The following is an 18,027-nucleotide window of genomic DNA, read 5'->3' on the forward strand; positions in this document are numbered from 1 at the left end:
AAAACCCATAGGAGGAACGAGCATGACGAACAGCTACATTTTGGCACTTGACCAAGGGACAACCAGTTCACGAGCAATTCTATTTAATGGGAAAGGGGAGATTTTCCACACATCTCAACAGGAATTCACCCAATACTTCCCAAAATCGGGCTGGGTGGAGCATAACGCAGATGAAATATGGAGTTCGATTCTAGCTGTCATCGCGGGTGTATTATCAGAGAAAAACATCCATGCCGATCAAATAAAAGGCATCGGCATTACGAACCAAAGAGAGACGACTGTCGTATGGGATAAACGGACGGGCGATCCGATTTACAATGCGATTGTTTGGCAATCACGTCAAACCGCGGGTATTTGTGAAGAATTGAAAGCTGCAGGTCATAGTGATACCTTCCGTGAGAAAACCGGTTTGCTCGTCGATGCTTATTTCTCCGGGACGAAAGTGAAATGGATATTGGACAATGTGAAAGGAGCAAGGGAGAAAGCGGAGCGGGGCGACCTGCTATTCGGCACAATTGATACTTGGCTTGTCTGGAAGCTATCAGGCGGCACAGCCCATGTCACAGATTATTCAAATGCTTCGAGAACGCTCATGTACAATATTTACGATTTGAAGTGGGACCAAGAGTTGCTTGATATCTTGGATATACCGGCATCAATGCTTCCTGAAGTTCGACCATCCTCGGAGATCTATGCACATACGGATGAGGATCTTTTCTTTGGGCATGCGGCTCCAATTGCTGGTGTAGCGGGAGACCAGCAGGCGGCGCTGTTCGGGCAGGCATGTTTTGAAAGCGGTATGGTTAAAAATACTTATGGCACGGGCTGCTTTATGCTTATGAATACGGGCGAAAAGGCAGTTAAGTCCGAACATGGCCTATTGACGACGCTTGCTTGGGGCATTGACGGTAAAGTGGAATATGCACTCGAAGGAAGCATCTTTGTCGCAGGTTCTGCGATTCAGTGGTTGCGTGATGGGCTGCGGATGTTCAGGAATTCGGCTGAAAGCGAGCGATATGCTGAACGGGTTACATCAACGGAGGGTGTTTACGTCGTACCGGCATTCGTTGGACTAGGTGCCCCGTACTGGGACAGCGATGTGCGGGGGGCGGTCTTCGGATTGACGCGGGGCACGTCGAAAGAGCATTTTGTCCGTGCGACATTGGAGGCGCTTGCATATCAGACGAAAGATGTGCTTGATGCAATGGAAGCCGACTCAGGGATCACCTTGAAAACATTACGTGTTGACGGTGGAGCGGTAAGAAATGATTTTCTGATGCAGTTCCAAAGTGATCTGTTGAATGTGCCGGTCGAACGGCCTCTGGTCAATGAAACAACTGCTTTAGGAGCTGCCTATTTAGCTGGTTTGGCAGTCGGTTTTTGGAAGGATTGCTCCGAAATTTCCGCTCATTGGCAGCTTGATCGTCCTTTCGAACCCGTCATGGACCAAGCAGAACGGGAAGAGTTGTATCGAGGTTGGCAAAAAGCTGTGCAAGCGGCCATGGTGTTTAAATGAGTGAGTAAAAAAGTCTACCAACGTATGACTAAATACGTTGGTAGACTTTTGGGTTGGGGAATCGGAAAAATTTAGGATCGTTTCGATTTGTCAGGACGTGGCCAGATGAAGTAAGAAAGGGAGATGGCTAAATCGATGCCGAGAACGAGCGCCCATAATTTTAATGTTTCGGATAATGCTTCCGATCTAGACGGATCATTGATGAAGTAGGTCATGGCCATCAGGAATGCCGCGCCAATGAGAAAGGCGACGACATGTTGGAGAGAACCTTTCATCGAATGGCGTGCATGGGCCAAGCCGGTTTTTCGTACGGGTTTCGGCCCTTGTTTTTGAATGTAGTAGACAAATCGTTCGTCTGCCCAACGGATCATGCTTTTACCGAAGGCGATTGACACACCGAGATAGATCGCCGCAATGGCATGCACTTGGGTCGCGGTCGCCCCGTTGTACAGATCCGCTGCCGTGACGAGGAGCAGAGTGAGGTCGATGACGGGTGTCAATGCAAGAAAGAGGAAGCCAAGTTTTTCACGTTTAAGCACATAACGGGTGAACAGCCCGAGTAAGATGACAATCCAAAATCCGATTTCACAGGCAATGATGGTCCATGCGATGAAATTCATCCGCACACTCCTTTTTACTTCGATTGTATGATTTAGTTTAACAATAGCACAAGCTCTTTATGTATATGTATAGAGATGGAAATTGGGCCCCACAAAACTGGGCACGAAATGTCGGATAGTTACATTTGATTTTTGCTATTCTTTGGATAAGGAGGTCATACAATGGATTTGCTGAAGAATCTGAATGGAGCCATTCAGTATATTGAAGAGAACTTGACTGCAGATATTGATATCAAGGAAGTTGCAAGACAGGCTTTCTGCTCCGAGTACCACTTCAAAAGAATGTTTTCCTTTCTTGCGGGTATTTCGTTATCGGAATACATCCGCCGGAGACGCCTTACGTTGGCGGCATTTGAACTTACAAATAGTGATGCGAAAATTATTGATCTTGCTATGAAATATGGCTACAACTCACCGGATTCTTTTGCCAGGGCATTTCAACATCTGCATGGTATCACCCCATCGGAAGCGCGGAATAGCGGACAGTCATTGAAAGCCTACCCAAGTATGACTTTCCATTTATCCATCCAAGGAGGAAATGAAATGAACTACCGAATAGAAGAAAAAGAACCATTTTGTATTGTCGGGATGAAGAAAAGGGTGCCTATCGTTTTTGACGGTGTGAATCCGGAAATTGCTACCATGTGGGAAAGCTTGGATTACGAAACGATCGATAGACTTAAAAAGCTTTCAAATATCGAGCCATTGGGCTTACTAAGCGCATCCACGAACTTTTCTGAAGGGAGGATGGAGGAAAAGGGGGAACTGGATCATTATATCGGCGTAGCCACGACCAGGGATTGTCCAGATAATCTAGCACAGCTTCAAGTGCCCGCATCGACGTGGGCTGTCTTTGAAGCGGTCGGTCCATTTCCGGATACACTACAAAATGTATGGGGACGTATTTATGCTGAATGGTTCCCAGCCTCAAACTATGAACTGGTAGAAGGGCCGGAAATGCTATGGAATGCAGATAAAGATACAACTTCACCGACATTCAAGAGTGAAATATGGATACCGGTTGTGAGAAAACCATCGTTTTTATAAGGTGCTGAATAATTTGTTGCGCTGTTTAAACAACTCTTTTGATAAGCAAAACGGAAAAGCCATTTAGCTTTTCCGTTTTTTCATCACTTATTCAAATAAGCCCACGCATATTGCGCATAAAGTTCCGCGCCAGTGGCAAGTGCATCTTCATCGATGTCGAAGTTGCCATGGTGATGGGACCATTCTGTATCTTTTTCCGGATTTCCGCTACCGACGAGCGCGAAGCTACCTGGTGCTTCATCAAGGAAGAAGGAGAAATCTTCAGCGCCCATTGTCGGTTTTTCATCGTACAGTACATCCGAACCGAATGCTTCTGCTGCGACTTGTTGGACAAGTTTTGCGCTTGTATCTTCATTGATGACGGGTTGTGTGCCACGGATGTATTCGACTTCTGCTGTTGCGCCGTAAATCGCGGCGACTTGTTCGGCATATTGGGAGATGCCTTTTTCAATCTCATCACGTGTGTCTTGATTGAATGTACGAACGGTTCCTTCGATCAGCGCATTTTCAGCGATGACGTTGAAGCGGGTACCGACTTCCATTTTTCCGACTGTTAAGACAGCCGGGCTTTGCGGGTCTATTGCCCGGGAAATGATCGTTTGCACATTCATGACAAACGAGGATGCAACGATTGCCGCGTCGATGCAGTCATGCGGCATGGCTCCATGACCGCCTTTCCCTTTGAAACGCACTTTGAAAATATCCGCTGCGGCAAATGATGGTCCAGGTGTACAAGAAACTTTATGCGTTGGCATTTGAGACCAAATATGGATGCCGAATACATTATCGACACCTTCCATGGCTCCTTGTTCGACCATCACCTTTGCCCCTTGTGCAATTTCCTCAGCAGGTTGGAACAGCAACCGAACATTTCCAGGTAGCTCGTCCTTCACACCCGCTAATGCTTTAGCGGCGATGAGGAGCATGGAAGTATGCGCGTCATGCCCACATGCATGCATTTTACCGGCAATTTTGGAAGCGTAAGGGACTTGTTTATTCAATTGTTCTACCGAAAGGGCATCCATGTCGCCACGCAATGCTACTGTTTTGCCACCGGAAGCCCCTTGGATTTCCGCGATGACGCCAGTCGGTTCTGTCTTCCGATAGGCAATACCGAGCTTGTCCAAATAGTCACAGACAAAGGCAGTTGTTTTTACTTCTTCAAAAGATAATTCTGGTTCGCTATGAAACTGGCGTCGCAGTGCAGTCAGTTCATCACTGTAAGCCTCGATGGCGCTTTTAATTTTTGGGTTAATCATAGTGTTGCCCTCCTGTTACATTATTACAAGAATCCGACGAAGAAGCCTGCAAGGATGACCGATACAATCGTTACGCTTATGAACCCGCCGACAAGCATCGGTGGCAGCATATGACTGGTCAACGCTTCCCGTTCTTTTTCATCTTCCGTCAATGAATTAATGACTTCGTTGGTAATGATGTAGTCCGCAGGGAAGCCATACAATGCAGTTAACGATACAGCGAACGCCATTTCTTTACTGACCCCCAACACTTTTCCGATGATGAACGAGAAAATGTACATACCGATGACGCCCAAAGCGATGCACACGATCAGTGGATAGAGAATTTCCATCATCATGGAAGGTGTTGCCACTTTTAAACCGTCAAATACGAAGAGCATCAAGACAAGGATCGCTATCCCGAACCCGTTAGCTTTTTGCAGTACTTGGCGCTCTAGAAAACCGACGCTTGCCCCGATAATACCAAATAGGAGACAGAGAACGTAAGGGCTGATCGAAACAATCGGTTCAAGCCATGTTGAAGTAAGATAAGCAAGATACCCGACGATGGCGAGACGGAAAAACTTAAAGTAATCGGTGTTGTATTTTTCAGGCAATTTACGGAACAACTTTAGCTCTTGTTTCGGTTCTGTGTCAGATAAAGTACTTGAGTTTTCAACCGCTAATTCGCCTTTACGGTATTTCGCAAGAAGTCTTTTCCCTTCTTTGTTCAGTACAATTGATGTTAACGGGTAGCCAGCAAATCCTTGCATCGCATAGATGACGATGGCAAATACGGACAATGTGGCAAGCCCGGCATCCGCAGCACCCTCTGACATGATCAAAGCAGACACAATACCTCCAACAAGAGGCGGAATGGCAACCAAGACAGTTTTAAAATCAAAAATAAGTGCGCCGATTGTAAAGAGGGCGACAACAATTCCTAGAATTCCCGCAAGTGAAATTAAAATGGTTTTCCATTGCTCTTTCAGTTGTTGAAGAGACAACAATGTACCCATATTCGTAATTAGTAGATAAATCATCATCGAAGCGACTGCGGGTGGTATACCAGCGGTTGCAACGATATCAGATGGAAAGAACGTCCAATAACCAAGCAGAAACAAGACTGCACAAACGAAAACGGAAGGGATCCATGCTTTAGTCCGCACAGATACTAAATCTCCGATAAATAAAACAGCAACGACAATGACTAATGCAAGCATCTGTGCCATTAGATTTTCCCCTTTCAGATTTAAAAGAATTTTAAATAGAATAACATGAAAGTTTGTGAAATAAAAGCGTATTTTGTATATTTACAATAATATTTTTAAATAGTTGGTAGTGGAAATGTTTTATTGGGAAACCCTGCTATAAAAGGTCGGAAGGAGATAAATATTATTTTGTTTGTTTTACTCACTTTTGTCGGATAATAAAAAGAAGAGGCGATTCTTGAAGTCAGTACGTATTGACTTGAAAGAAAGCCTCTTCTCTATTTCACTTCGGAAGAGAAATGGTAAATTTTGATCCTTTCTCTTTTTCGCTTGTGACGTCAATCGTACCGTCATGCATCATGACGAGTTGTTTGACGATGGACAGCCCGAGACCGAACTCACCGTAAGGGTTGGTCGTCCGGGAGACGATCGCTTTGTAAAACCGGCCCCAAATTTTCTCGACATCCTCGGGATCGATGCCGATGCCTGTGTCTTCGATTTCAATAATTGTTGAGTTTTCTGTTTCGAATCCACGTAAATGGATGGTGCCATTGTCCGTAAATTGAATGCTGTTTTTCGTAATGTTGATCAAAATTTGTGTCAGCCGATCATAGTCGGCAACGACTCGTACCGTTGGATCAGCTGTGACGATAATGGTATCTTTCCGTTCGTCCGCCATGCCTTCCAGTTGGTCTTGGATGACTTCCAGCAATTCGATCAGCTGGATGTCTTGTTTGATCAAAGTTACTTGGTTGGAACGGATTTTTTCATAATCCAAGTTTTCGTTGACGAGCCGGATCAATCGCATCGTTTCGTTGCTGGCAAGCTGGAGTCCTTTTTCTTTTTCCGATTCGGAGATCATATTGTTTTTTAGGCCTTCAATAATGCCTCGGATGGTCGTCAGTGGGGTGCGCAATTCATGGGACACATCGGCCATGAATTGGCGGCGCCTGTGTTCCAGATTTTCGATTTCTTCCATGGAAGCATCGAGTTTTTCCACCATCTCATTGAAGTCTCCTGCAAGCTCACCAATTTCGTCAACATGTGATGAGGGAATCCGGACGGAATAATCGCCTTGTGCAATGGCAGAAGTTGCAAGTTGGAGCCGTTTAATGCGCTTCACATGGAAAGTCGATAAGATCCAGCTGAGCAAGAGGGCGATCGCTAATGCGATAAAGGTAGTGACAAGCAAAAAGCGATTGACCTGTGAAATGACTTCGCGCGACCCTTTAATCGGCGACGTTAACAATATGCCGCCTACAAATTGTTGGTTTTGGATATAAGGGAGTAGGACGAAGGTGACGGCTTCGTTGAATCGTTTGAAGTCCTGTTTAACAATGACCGTATGGCCGCTTTTAATATCATGCCATTCGTCTTCATTCAGCTCTATGAGCGGGGTTTTTAAGCCAGTCGAATAGATGATGGCTGATCTTTCATCGAATAGACTGTATTGGATATCACGACCGTCCAACACATGTCCGTACGATTGTAAAATGTTTGTCGAGTTGCGTGGGTTCCGATCGATATCGCGTAAAATGGTTTGTCCATACGTGGCGAGCTCATCGGTTTTATTGGTATAAACAAATTGTTCGACGTAATGGGAAAACAGCAGACTCAAAATGAGGAAGGCGATGACAATAACGCTGACATGGCTTGCGAGCTGCTGATATAAATACTTGATCTTCATGTGTTGGCCTCATTCGTCTCGTCGAATCGATAGCCGACGCCCCAAACCGTATGGAAGAATGGTTGTTCGTCTGTGGCGATTTTTGTCCGAAGCCGCTTAATATGAACGTCGACTGTTCGATCATCTCCGTAAAAATCATAACCCCAAACACGATCAAGCAGTTGTTCACGTGAAAACACTTGTTTCGGGTGCTGCACAAAATGGGTGAGTAGATCAAATTCTTTCGGTGTCAAATTGTGGATCGGTTTGCCATCGAGCAATACTTCGCGTGTATTCTGGTTGATTTTGAAATGGGCTGTCTCCAGCACGCCTTCTTCTGATGGTGCGTTTTTGGGGGATGCGTATCTGCGGGTCACGGCTTTAATACGGGCCATCAAGGCAAGCGGACTGAATGGTTTGGTGACATAATCATCCGCTCCCATTTCAAGGCCGAGTACCTGATCCGACTCACTATCCTTCGCTGTGAGCATGATGATCGGCGTCGGGAAACCTTGCTGTCGTAAAGTGCGGCAAATTGTCACCCCATCCATGCCGGGAAGCATCCAGTCGACAATCAAGCAATCCCACTCCGCTTCGCGTGCCCGGTTGAAACCCGCCAGACCGTCTTTCACAAAATCACCTTCAATGCCTTCCTTTGAGAAAAAAAGTTCAATCATCGAAGAGACGCTCTCATTGTCTTCGATCACTAAGATTTTCAAAAAATCGCCTCCTTACGACAACTTTCTTTCATTATGATGAAGGATAGGGAAAGGATGCAACTGTTAATACCTAATTAGCTATCGTTACACGCCTGGACGATGGTCCATGAAGTTTTGATAGGCAAAACCCTTCACTTCATCTTCGCTATATTTCTTCAATAACTCGTTCACCAAATGGGGATGCATTGATGCGTCTTCCAAATCGACAATTTTCTCTGAAATACCATCGAAATCAGAACCGAAGCCGATTTGTTTGACGCCGCCTAACGAACAGAAATGATCAATATGGGCAATCAAATCCTCGATCGTCGCTGATCCATTTTCTTTCACAAACGGTGGATGGTACACGACATGAATCATGCCGTTTTTGGCAAACAATGCTTTCGCTTGTTCATCCGTCAAATTCCGGACATGGTTGCAAAGTGTTTTGGAGTTGGAGTGGCTGGCGATCGGATAGGTGGCTTCCTGGATAACATCCCAAAATGCTTTTTCACTTAAGTGGGAGACATCGGTCAAGATTTGACGATCATTGTTGAAGGCAATGATTTCACTGCCGAATGATGTAATACCTGCACCGCGTTTTTCGCCAGCGCCATCTGCGGCGAGATTGGCATTGTTCCAAGTGAGCCCGATGGAACGGACGCCCAATTCGTATAAAATCGACAGCTTTTGCAAATCATTTCCTATGGCGTCGACCCCTTCCAGTGTCAATAGAGCACCGATTTCATCGTCCTGCAACTGGTCGAGATCCCCCCATTGTTTTATCACTTTCATTTGCGGATTTTTCCCCAGTACTTCTGAGTAGAAATAATGGACTTGGTCTAAAGCCGCTTGGAATTTCTGATCGGATTTGATCGAAGGGGGGATGAAAATCGCGAATGCTTGGACTTTGACGCCTCCCGCCTTCAATTTTTCATAGTTAGCATCCAATTCCGGCTCATTTTGGAATGCCATGCCGCCTTGTGCTGCGGCTAATTTCATTAAGACATCACAGTGTAAATCGATGATCTTCATCATCATAAACCCCTTTCCAGTTGGTTGAATTTTCTGGGTATTGGTCTTTCCATTATATCATTGGAGATGGGGGAATGTGATCTTGTAATAGATAAAGGCCTCTCCTTATAACAAGAAGAGGCCAGTTGATTATTCCGTAATGGAGGCGTTGTTTGTCAATTTGACGTCAATGGTTTTCTTGTCCGCCCCGCGAAAAATGTCGAAGGTGGCTGTGTCTCCGATTTTCAGTTCGGTGTACAGGAATTTGCGCAGCTCTGCAGAGTTATTAATAGCTGTTCCGTTGATGGCTGTGATGACATCTTCCGATTGTAGTCCTGCTTTAGCTGCTGCGGATTGTGGATCGACATTGGCAACCATTACGCCGCCTTTCACTTCTAAAGGAAGGTTTTGCAAGTACATATTAGGCACTTGCTCCAGATCCATCAGGCCGATGCCGATATATGGACGATCAATTTTTCCTTGAGCTTCCATTTCTTTGATGAGCGGCATTACTTCATTACTCGGAATGGCGAAGCCGAGCCCTTCCACGCCACTTTCGGAAATTTTTAAACTGTTGATGCCGATGACTTGTCCCGCCGCATTCAACAAGGCCCCGCCGCTATTTCCGGGGTTGATGGCGGCATCGGTTTGGATGACGTTCATCTCCCATTCGCCAGCGGACGTATTGACATTAATGGAACGATTGACCGCACTGACAATCCCTTGCGTAACCGTACCGGAAAAATCAAGGCCGAGCGGATTGCCGATTGCCACGACTTCATCCCCGGCACGAAGTGTATCGGAGTCGCCGAATTCGAGTACGCTTTTCGCGTATTTTGCATCGATTGTCAAGACTGCCAAATCACTCAGTGCATCCTTGCCGACAAGTTCGGCGTTCGTTTTCTCACCGCTTTCCAGTGAAATCTCAAGCTTTTCAGCGCCTTCGATGACGTGATTGTTTGTGACGATATACGCTTTGTCGCCGTCAATCTTATAGATGACACCCGAACCGGATCCTCGTTGGATCGCTTCCGCATTTTGCGCGAATCGGTTGCCCGGCGTTTGATAATTGACAATGCCGACAATCGCGCTGGATGCTTGCTCGACCATGTCCGCCAGTGATGTTGGATTTTTCACCGTTGTTTGCTGGACATTATAAGGCGTGGCATTCGAAGTGACAGGTGCCGTTCCTTCAGAGTTTGCTTGTAATAGATCGGTGTTGGCCACGACTCCCAATGTGAGCATCGAACCGATGACGCCGGCTCCAACTGTTGATAAAAACCGTTTACCGGTGTGACTTTTGTTCTTGCGAGGTTTGACAATTTCCACTTTGGTTTCTTGAACTGTTTCTACTTCTTTTTCCATCGTTCATTCCTCCCGTTTAATTTCATTACCTTTATCCTAATGGAGAAATATGAACAAATTATTACGGGGAAATGAATAATTGGTTAATGGGCTATTATTCTAGAGATGTCGAATCGCTGTCGAAAAATTCTCGGAGGTTAATAGTTGAATTATTTATTCTAGTCTGACAGAATGAGAGGACAAGCTTCTTAGTAGGGATGTAAGCGTCATCACTATTTTTTTGTTGATTGTTGCGCATACAGCGGAAGTTTGAGACGTATAGTAGCGGTGTTTGCAAAAAAAACTTATTCACAAACAGGGAGGAATGGAAAATGGTTCAAGCGGTTGAGAATCAGGTTTATGCATTTCCAAACACAAAAGGGGCAAAAGTGAATTTTAAGGAACGCTACGACAATTACATCGGCGGGAAATGGACAGCGCCGGTTAAAGGTCAATACTTTGATAATCCGACTCCGGTAACAGGGAAGGTCTTCACGAAAGTGGCCCGTTCGACAGCGGAAGATATCGAACTTGCGCTAGATGCGGCACATGCTGCAAAAGATGCTTGGGGGAAGACGTCTGTTACGGAACGTTCAAATATCTTATTGAAAATTGCGGATCGTATTGAGCAGAATCTTGAAATGCTGGCAGTTGCGGAAACGTGGGAGAACGGGAAACCGATTCGCGAAACGTTGAACGCAGATCTACCGCTTGCTATTGATCATTTCCGTTATTTTGCAAGTGCCATCCGTGCACAGGAAGGCGGCGTCAGCCAAATTGATAACGATACGGTTGCGTACCATTTCCATGAGCCGATTGGGGTTGTTGGGCAGATCATCCCTTGGAACTTCCCGATCTTAATGGCGGTGTGGAAATTGGCACCGGCACTTGCTGCTGGAAACTGTGTCGTATTGAAACCAGCTGAACAGACACCGACATCCATTATGGTATTACTAGAGTTAATTGAAGATTTATTGCCGGCGGGCGTTGTTAATATTGTTAACGGTTTCGGTTTGGAAGCTGGGAAGCCGCTTGCATCGAGTTCGCGTATCGGGAAGATTGCCTTTACAGGTGAAACGACAACAGGTCGTCTTATCATGCAATATGCATCGCAAACGGCGATTCCGGTCACGCTTGAATTGGGCGGTAAATCACCGAATATCTTCTTTGAAGATGTCATGGAAGCAGACGACGCATTTTTGGATAAAGCGGTCGAAGGTTTTGTCATGTTTGCCTTGAACCAAGGGGAAGTCTGTACATGCCCATCCCGTGCATTGATCCAAGAATCGATTTACGATAAATTCATGGAGCGTGCGCTGGAGCGCGTCAAAGCGATTAAAACCGGCAATCCGCTTGACCCGACAGTGATGATGGGGGCACAGGCCTCTACAGAACAGTTGGAGAAGATCCTTTCTTATCTGGATATCGGGAAACAGGAAGGCGCGGAATGCCTGATCGGCGGCGAGCAAAATCAGCTTGGCGGCGAGTTGGAAGGCGGCTACTATGTAAAACCGACCGTTTTCAAAGGCAATAACAAAATGCGTATTTTCCAAGAAGAGATTTTCGGTCCGGTCGTTTCCGTCACAACCTTTAAAACAAAAGAGGAAGCACTTGAGATCGCGAACGATACATTATACGGCTTGGGATCTGCTGTTTGGACGCGCGATATCAATACAGCCTACCGTTTCGGGCGCGAAATCCAAGCGGGCCGTGTGTGGACGAATTGCTACCACGTCTACCCGGCGCATGCTGCATTCGGTGGCTACAAAGCGTCCGGTGTCGGCCGTGAAAACCACTTGATGATGCTGAGTCATTATCAACAGACGAAAAATATGCTCGTTAGCTACAACGAAAATAAACAAGGCTTCTTTTGATCGAATAGAAGGGAGAGAGTGTGGATGACTGAACGCGTAATCGCAACGGATGCTGCACTTGAACTCATTGCTCTTTTGCAAAAGAAGCACGGCCCGCTCATGTTCCACCAATCGGGCGGTTGTTGTGACGGCTCGTCGCCGATGTGCTACCCGGACGGAGAATTGATCATTGGGGATCAGGATGTCCTGCTAGGATATATCGGAGAGACGCCGTTCTATATGCATCAGAACCAGTTCGAGTACTGGAAGCATACACAGCTGATCATCGACGTCGTGGAAGGGCGGGGTGGCATGTTTTCACTGGAAGGTGTCGAAGGCAAACGCTTTTTGACCAGATCCCGTGCGTTTACCGCAGAAGAAAATAGGGAATTGCAAATCTAAATTTCAAAAAGGGACGCGCTCATTGTAAGAAATGAGCACGTCCCTTTTTTAGATGAATCGCTTTCGGATATCAGGTGGCGGCAACATGCAAGCCTCTTCCTTTTTGCCGAACCAGCGATAACGATTTTTGGCGACATAGTCATAAACGCCGTCACGTATCGAATGTGGGACGAGTATAAATAGGAATAACAGATGCCACAAGCCATCCAATTTTTTTGCGATGCGAAGGGCGGCGGAGGATTTTGTATAGGCCTTGCCGTTTTCAATCAGGACGAGGCTGTCGACATTATCGGGAATCGCGTATTGTTTAGATAGCTCCCTTCCTTTTTCGCTTTGCAATGAAGTGAAAAGGAAATGGGCAACAGGATCACGTTTAATAATGAATTGTACACTGGAATCACAAAAATTACAGTCACCGTCGAATAGAACAATCCGTTTCAAATGAACCCCTCCTGACATCTTTATTCATGAGTATAACCTTTGAAAGCTTATTATAACATGGAATCGCAAGAAGCTTTACTTGTGACAGAATATTTAGTATAATGGATGTAAGATAGATTATAGCCTGTTTGATTTGTCTGCCATCGCATTTAGCCACGGATAACTAGATCCGGCTGACCTTTGAAGCCTTGTCGGGTTGTGGAGATCTGGACACAATGACGCCACTGCAAAATGCAATATGTAAAGGAGAGATGATGTAAATGGAACATTTACCGATTGATCCTACTGAGATGGAGCTAAGACAGAACAAAGATTTCATGGCAATCTTGAAAATGATCGGCGAAGGTAGCCCGATTTACGAGGATCTTGACGAAGTCGAGGCCAAACCTGTGCGTAAAGAATTCGAGGGCTATGATGAAAGTGAGCTGCCAAAGTATTATCAATGATGAAAATTTAAAGTTAGACAGATTTTCTATATGAAGTATGGGTCTCCTGACAAGGAGGCTCTTTTTTTCTTCCTATTTCGGAACCTTGTCCGTGGATTGATCGACAAATTGGATCCTTTGCCAAAACCATTTCATACAATATAGTCGCACGCCCGTTTGTCCCTCGACTTCTAACATGTAATAGTAGAAGGGAGGTGAGAATTATGATGCAACAAGGTAACTGGCATCAAGGAGGTTGTCACAGAAATCAAGTGCAGCCGGTTGTGTGCCCGACACAATATCGTTTTCATAACGAGTTTGTGCCACAGGAAGTTCCTTTTATTCACCCGATTGTCAATGTGAATCGGATTAACACAGTCCAATTTCCACGTCATTTTTACACCGAAACTACTCAGAACGTACCAGGGGAAACCCTTCGGGCACGTCCAGGATTTGGCCCGGGCATGGGTGGTCCAGGATTTGGCGGCCCAGGCTATGGTCCAGGGTTTGGTGGTCCAGGCTTCGGAGGCCCGGGGTTTGGCCCAGGTTTCGGCCGTAACCGTTGGAGATAAGCCGTAATACAAAATGAAGAACCAGCAAGAGGGGTGACTGTCAACTGGTTGACAGTCACCTCAGCCTGTTGACAAACGCTCGCATCCGTTGTTGCTCGTCTCGCTCGTCCGCTCATGAACTCTAGTTCGATTCGCGTCTTCGCTCGACTTCGCGCCTAGGCTGACAAGCGTTTTCAATCAGGCTGAGGGAGTTCCTAATTTACAGCTTATACTTCAAAAAAAGAGTATAGACAAAGTAAAAAACAACTTTGTCTACACTCTGGGGTGACTGTCCACTGGTTGACAGTCACCTTTTTGATTGGAGAAAGTACGAAAAAGCCGCAGGTTCAACAATGACGGGAGATATGCTAAGATAAGCAATAAGCTAACGATAAAATAGAAGGTGAATTGGTTGAGAGCATTTAAATATATCATTCCTATCATTTTGATTGTCGGAACGGCCAGTATTATGATGTTGAACAAGAATCACCAAGATGTCCCCCCTATGTCGCGTATTTGGATCACGCTCGGCGCGATGGGGGTAAGTGGCGTCATTGCCTATTTTCTATTTCCGAAAGACGAGGACAAGCAAGAATGAAAAGAATCGGTCTGAGAGTGTAGATAAAGTTGCTTTTGACTTTGTCTACACTCTTTTTTGACGGTTACATTGTACGTCGGCTTGATTGAAAAATTGTTTGAAAAAATGGATAGACAGAACGAGGTGGATACGCTATAATCATTTTAATCTTATAATACATACCTGATTACTATGGTATCGGAATTCGCTAGACGCGTTGTCCAACACAAATGAATACAATGCATTATAGCTGATTGGTAAACCAAAGGCTCTCAACAACTCTTTCTGTTGAGGGTCTTTTTGTTTTGTTAGTACTTAAAATTCGAAGAAAAAAGTAGGGAGGATGGGAAATGATGCGGAAAGTCAAGGGTAAATGGGGTCTCATCATGATGGCGGTTTTGGTACTCCTAGCTGGATGTGAGAAAGGGAGTGGCGCACAGACGACAGGTGAAAAACCAATCGAACTGTTGAATGTTTCCTATGACCCGACACGTGAGTTGTATGATGACTTCAATCAAGAATTCATTGCACATTGGAAAGAAGAAAAGGGGCAGGATGTGATCATTCAGCAATCGCATGGCGGATCAGGGAAACAAGGTCGAGCTGTGATTGATGGGCTGGCGGCGGATGTCGTGACGCTCGCCCTTGCTTATGACATCGATGAAATCGTAGCTGCCCGAGGTTTGCTTGCTGAAGATTGGCAAACGAGATTGGCATCGAATGCTACACCGTATACGTCAACGATTGTTTTTCTTGTCCGAAAAGGAAATCCGAAAGGCATCCAAGATTGGGATGATTTAATTAAAGAAGAAATCTCGGTTATCACGCCTAATCCGAAAACGTCCGGAGGCGCGCGCTGGAATTACTTGGCGGCTTGGGCATATGCGGAAAAGCAATTTAATGGGAATGAAGCACAAGTGAAGGATTTTGTTGGCAAACTGTATAAAAACGTTGAAGTGCTCGATTCCGGAGCTCGTGGTGCCACGACCACATTTGTCGAACGGGGCATCGGGGATGTGTTGCTCGCTTGGGAAAATGAAGCCTTTCTCTCTTTAAATGAGCTGGGTCATGATGAATTCGAGATTATTACGCCATCTCTAAGTATATTAGCCGAGCCGCCTATTGCGGTCGTGGATAAAATTGCTCAGAAAAAAGGGACAGAGGAAGTTGCGCAAGCCTATCTGGAGTATTTGTACACGGATATCGGGCAGGAAATTGCAGCTAAACATTATTATCGTCCACGTAATGAGGATGTATTGAAAAAATACGCAGATCAGTTTCCGGTGATTGATTTTGTTACCATTGACGATGATTTCGGCGGATGGAAAAAAGCGCAGGAAACACATTTTAAAGATGGTGGTACGTTCGATGAGATTTATCTTCATTCAGCAGAATAATCCCACCTCTCTAGGTAGTGCGATGAATGCGGTTTTGTTTTCCTGTTCAGCGGGAGTCCAAACGCACGCTGAACGAAGAATGGAAGGCAACCTAAGATCGCCGCGTCCTGAAAGAAAGTGCCTTAATTGCTGCAAAGGACGCAGAAATTAAGGCAAATCGAACCCTCTGCTGTTCGATTGGCAAAGGTTGCATGTCCTACATCCTGTAGGCCTCAAGCTCGATTCAAAATCTGGACGCAATTACGCCGAGGCGTAATTGATGTACCTCAGTAATACGTGAAAAGCAGAAGGAGGAAACGAAGGTGATGTCTTGGCTAAGAAGAGGAGATTGAAGAAACATAGTATATTACCCGGGTTTGGGCTGTCGCTTGGGTTTACGATGCTGTACGTCAGCTTGCTCGTGTTGCTGCCCCTGTCCATGATTTTTATCAATACGATCTCCATGGGGTGGTCGGATTTTTGGACAGTTGTCACGGAACCGAGAGTGACGGCATCATACAAACTGAGCTTTGGAACAGCATTGGCAGCGGCTTTTATCAATCTGTTATTTGGTGTGCTCATTGCTTGGGTGCTTGTTCGATATTCGTTTCCGGGAAAGCGTCTAATTGATGGATTGGTCGATTTGCCTTTTGCGCTTCCGACGGCAGTGGCGGGTATCGCTCTAACGGCCTTGTATTCGGAAAACGGCTGGATTGGTCAACTTCTCCCTTTTAAAGTTGCGTTCAGCCCTTTAGGGATTACGATTGCTTTAACATTTATCGGCTTGCCTTTTGTGGTGAGGATGGTGCAGCCTGTGCTGCAAAATCTTGATCGTGAGATAGAGGAAGCATCGGCGATTTTAGGTGCTACCCGCATGCAGACGTTCCTAAAAGTGATTGTGCCAGAGATCTTGCCTGCTGCCATGACAGGCTTTGCATTGGCGTTTGCTCGGGCGATTGGGGAATACGGTTCGGTCGTTTTCATCGCTGGCAATATGCCGATGAAGACGGAAATCGCACCGCTCATCATCATGACAAAGTTGGAACAATATGATTACGTTGCGGCCACAGCGATCGGCGCAGTCATGCTCGTTTTTTCATTTCTCATCTTATTGTTCATCAATGGATTGCAATGGTGGACGAATCGAAAATTTGCGCATGCCTAAGCATTAAGGGGGAGATTTTATGGTGGAGTATACATCTTCGCAATCTGTGCGGAAAAAAGCGGGCGCGCGAGCTGCAGATGAACAGCTTTGGGTCCGCATTCCACTCATCGCGCTTTCGCTCGGGTTTTTATTGTTATTTCTTGTGTTGCCACTCGTTGCGATTTTTATTGGTGCTTTTGAGAAGGGAGCAAGCCTTTACTTCGCTGCCATTACGGACCCTGACGCACTCTCGGCCATACAGTTAACATTGCTCGTTGCCGTCTTGACGGTACCGCTGAACGCGATTTTTGGGATTGCCGCTGCATGGGCGATTACTAAATTTGAGTTTAAAGGAAAAAGTTTGTTGATTACCGTCATCGATTTACCATTTGCGATTTCACCGGTGATCGCAGGTCTGGTATTCGTATTGTTATTTAGTGCCCATGGGCTGTTCGGTCCGTTTTTATTTGAACATGATATTAAGATTTTATTTGCCGTCCCGGGTATTGTACTCGCTACATTGTTTGTTACGTTCCCTTTTGTCGCGCGTGAGTTGATTCCGCTCATGCAGGCGCAAGGCTCTGCGGAAGAAGAAGCCTCTTTAACACTCGGTGCCAGCGGATTGAAAACGTTTTGGTATGTCACGCTACCGAATATTAAATGGGGATTATTATATGGCATTATTCTTTGTAATGCGCGTGCCGTCGGTGAATTTGGCGCTGTTTCGATTGTTTCCGGCCATATTCGCGGTCTAACGAATACGATGCCGTTGCATATCGAAATTTTGTACAATGAATACCAATTTTCCGCTGCCTTTGCGGTTGCATCCTTAATGTCCCTGATCGCCATCATTACGCTCGTTTTAAAAAATATTATTGAATTGAAAACGAGACAGCAAGCTTAG

Annotated in this window: 18 protein-coding genes; 10 read left to right on the forward strand and 8 right to left on the reverse strand. The window is 45.7% G+C overall.

All coding sequences use genetic code 11. From position 1 onward, the window contains the following. Positions 1-22 precede the first annotated feature (22 nt). A complete protein-coding gene (gene glpK / locus ACFPRA_RS14820) occupies positions 23-1,516 on the forward strand; it encodes a glycerol kinase GlpK (protein WP_381436198.1) in 1,494 nt (497 codons plus the stop codon). A gap of 71 nt (positions 1,517-1,587) precedes the next feature. On the opposite strand, the gene ACFPRA_RS14825 is transcribed toward glpK, so the two are convergent. Beyond that, positions 1,588-2,136: a hypothetical protein gene (locus ACFPRA_RS14825; RefSeq protein WP_381436200.1), complete on the reverse strand. Its 549-nt coding sequence runs from the start codon at positions 2,134-2,136 to the stop codon at positions 1,588-1,590. Between the two features lie 162 nt (positions 2,137-2,298). Between ACFPRA_RS14825 and ACFPRA_RS14830 the strand changes: the two genes are divergently transcribed. Further along, complete coding sequence (locus ACFPRA_RS14830) at positions 2,299-3,183, forward strand: AraC family transcriptional regulator (protein ID WP_381436203.1); 885 nt, start codon at positions 2,299-2,301, stop codon at positions 3,181-3,183. Positions 3,184-3,266: 83 nt separating this feature from the next. Here the strand turns inward: ACFPRA_RS14830 and ACFPRA_RS14835 are convergent, their stop codons facing one another. The 6 genes from ACFPRA_RS14835 to ACFPRA_RS14860 form a co-directional block, all read right to left on the reverse strand. Then, positions 3,267-4,442 carry an amidohydrolase gene (locus tag ACFPRA_RS14835; RefSeq protein WP_381436205.1) on the reverse strand — a complete coding sequence of 392 codons (1,176 nt, stop codon included), beginning with the start codon at positions 4,440-4,442 and terminating at the stop codon, positions 3,267-3,269. Positions 4,443-4,465: 23 nt separating this feature from the next. Continuing rightward, a complete protein-coding gene (locus tag ACFPRA_RS14840) occupies positions 4,466-5,653 on the reverse strand; it encodes a hypothetical protein (RefSeq protein ID WP_381436208.1) in 1,188 nt (395 codons plus the stop codon). A 262-nt stretch (positions 5,654-5,915) separates the two neighbouring features. Beyond that, positions 5,916-7,319, reverse strand: coding sequence for a sensor histidine kinase (locus ACFPRA_RS14845; protein ID WP_381436210.1), 1,404 nt, complete (start codon positions 7,317-7,319; stop codon positions 5,916-5,918). Further along, positions 7,316-8,017: a winged helix-turn-helix domain-containing protein gene (locus ACFPRA_RS14850; protein WP_381436213.1), complete on the reverse strand. Its 702-nt coding sequence runs from the start codon at positions 8,015-8,017 to the stop codon at positions 7,316-7,318. Before ACFPRA_RS14850 ends, ACFPRA_RS14845 begins: the two co-directional genes overlap by 4 nt. Before the next feature lie 84 nt (positions 8,018-8,101). Continuing rightward, on the reverse strand, positions 8,102-9,031 hold the full coding sequence (locus ACFPRA_RS14855; protein WP_381436216.1) for a dipeptidase: 930 nt from the start codon (positions 9,029-9,031) through the stop codon (positions 8,102-8,104). 129 nt (positions 9,032-9,160) lie between these two features. Further along, positions 9,161-10,375, reverse strand: coding sequence for a S1C family serine protease (locus ACFPRA_RS14860; RefSeq protein ID WP_381436218.1), 1,215 nt, complete (start codon positions 10,373-10,375; stop codon positions 9,161-9,163). Positions 10,376-10,686: 311 nt separating this feature from the next. Here ACFPRA_RS14860 and adh point away from each other — a divergent pair, with 311 nt between their 5' ends. Together adh and ACFPRA_RS14870 are read left to right on the forward strand one after the other, a co-directional pair. Beyond that, positions 10,687-12,228, forward strand: coding sequence for an aldehyde dehydrogenase (adh, locus tag ACFPRA_RS14865; RefSeq protein WP_381436221.1), 1,542 nt, complete (start codon positions 10,687-10,689; stop codon positions 12,226-12,228). 24 nt (positions 12,229-12,252) lie between these two features. Further along, positions 12,253-12,609 (forward strand): DUF779 domain-containing protein, encoded by a 357-nt coding sequence (locus tag ACFPRA_RS14870; protein ID WP_381436223.1) that lies wholly within the window; start codon positions 12,253-12,255, stop codon positions 12,607-12,609. A gap of 48 nt (positions 12,610-12,657) precedes the next feature. Here the strand turns inward: ACFPRA_RS14870 and ACFPRA_RS14875 are convergent, their stop codons facing one another. Further along, positions 12,658-13,050 (reverse strand): thiol-disulfide oxidoreductase DCC family protein, encoded by a 393-nt coding sequence (locus tag ACFPRA_RS14875; RefSeq protein ID WP_381436226.1) that lies wholly within the window; start codon positions 13,048-13,050, stop codon positions 12,658-12,660. Between the two features lie 260 nt (positions 13,051-13,310). Here ACFPRA_RS14875 and ACFPRA_RS14880 point away from each other — a divergent pair, with 260 nt between their 5' ends. The 6 genes from ACFPRA_RS14880 (at position 13,311) to cysW (ending at position 18,027) form a co-directional block, all read left to right on the forward strand. Beyond that, positions 13,311-13,496 carry a hypothetical protein gene (locus ACFPRA_RS14880; RefSeq protein WP_381436229.1) on the forward strand — a complete coding sequence of 62 codons (186 nt, stop codon included), beginning with the start codon at positions 13,311-13,313 and terminating at the stop codon, positions 13,494-13,496. 203 nt (positions 13,497-13,699) lie between these two features. Next, a complete protein-coding gene (locus ACFPRA_RS14885; protein WP_381436232.1) occupies positions 13,700-14,047 on the forward strand; it encodes a hypothetical protein in 348 nt (115 codons plus the stop codon). Between the two features lie 391 nt (positions 14,048-14,438). Beyond that, positions 14,439-14,624, forward strand: coding sequence for a histidine kinase (locus tag ACFPRA_RS14890; protein WP_381436234.1), 186 nt, complete (start codon positions 14,439-14,441; stop codon positions 14,622-14,624). Between the two features lie 332 nt (positions 14,625-14,956). Next, the gene (locus ACFPRA_RS14895) at positions 14,957-16,000 is read left to right on the forward strand and encodes a sulfate ABC transporter substrate-binding protein (RefSeq protein WP_381436236.1); all 1,044 of its coding nucleotides are present in this window, start codon (positions 14,957-14,959) and stop codon (positions 15,998-16,000) included. Positions 16,001-16,310: 310 nt separating this feature from the next. Beyond that, positions 16,311-17,144, forward strand: coding sequence for a sulfate ABC transporter permease subunit CysT (cysT, locus tag ACFPRA_RS14900; RefSeq protein ID WP_381436238.1), 834 nt, complete (start codon positions 16,311-16,313; stop codon positions 17,142-17,144). Between the two features lie 19 nt (positions 17,145-17,163). Then, positions 17,164-18,027 (forward strand): sulfate ABC transporter permease subunit CysW, encoded by an 864-nt coding sequence (gene cysW / locus ACFPRA_RS14905; protein ID WP_381436241.1) that lies wholly within the window; start codon positions 17,164-17,166, stop codon positions 18,025-18,027.

The sequence above is a fragment of the Sporosarcina soli genome (genome assembly GCF_042655805.1).
GTDB lineage: Bacteria > Bacillota > Bacilli > Bacillales_A > Planococcaceae > Sporosarcina > Sporosarcina soli.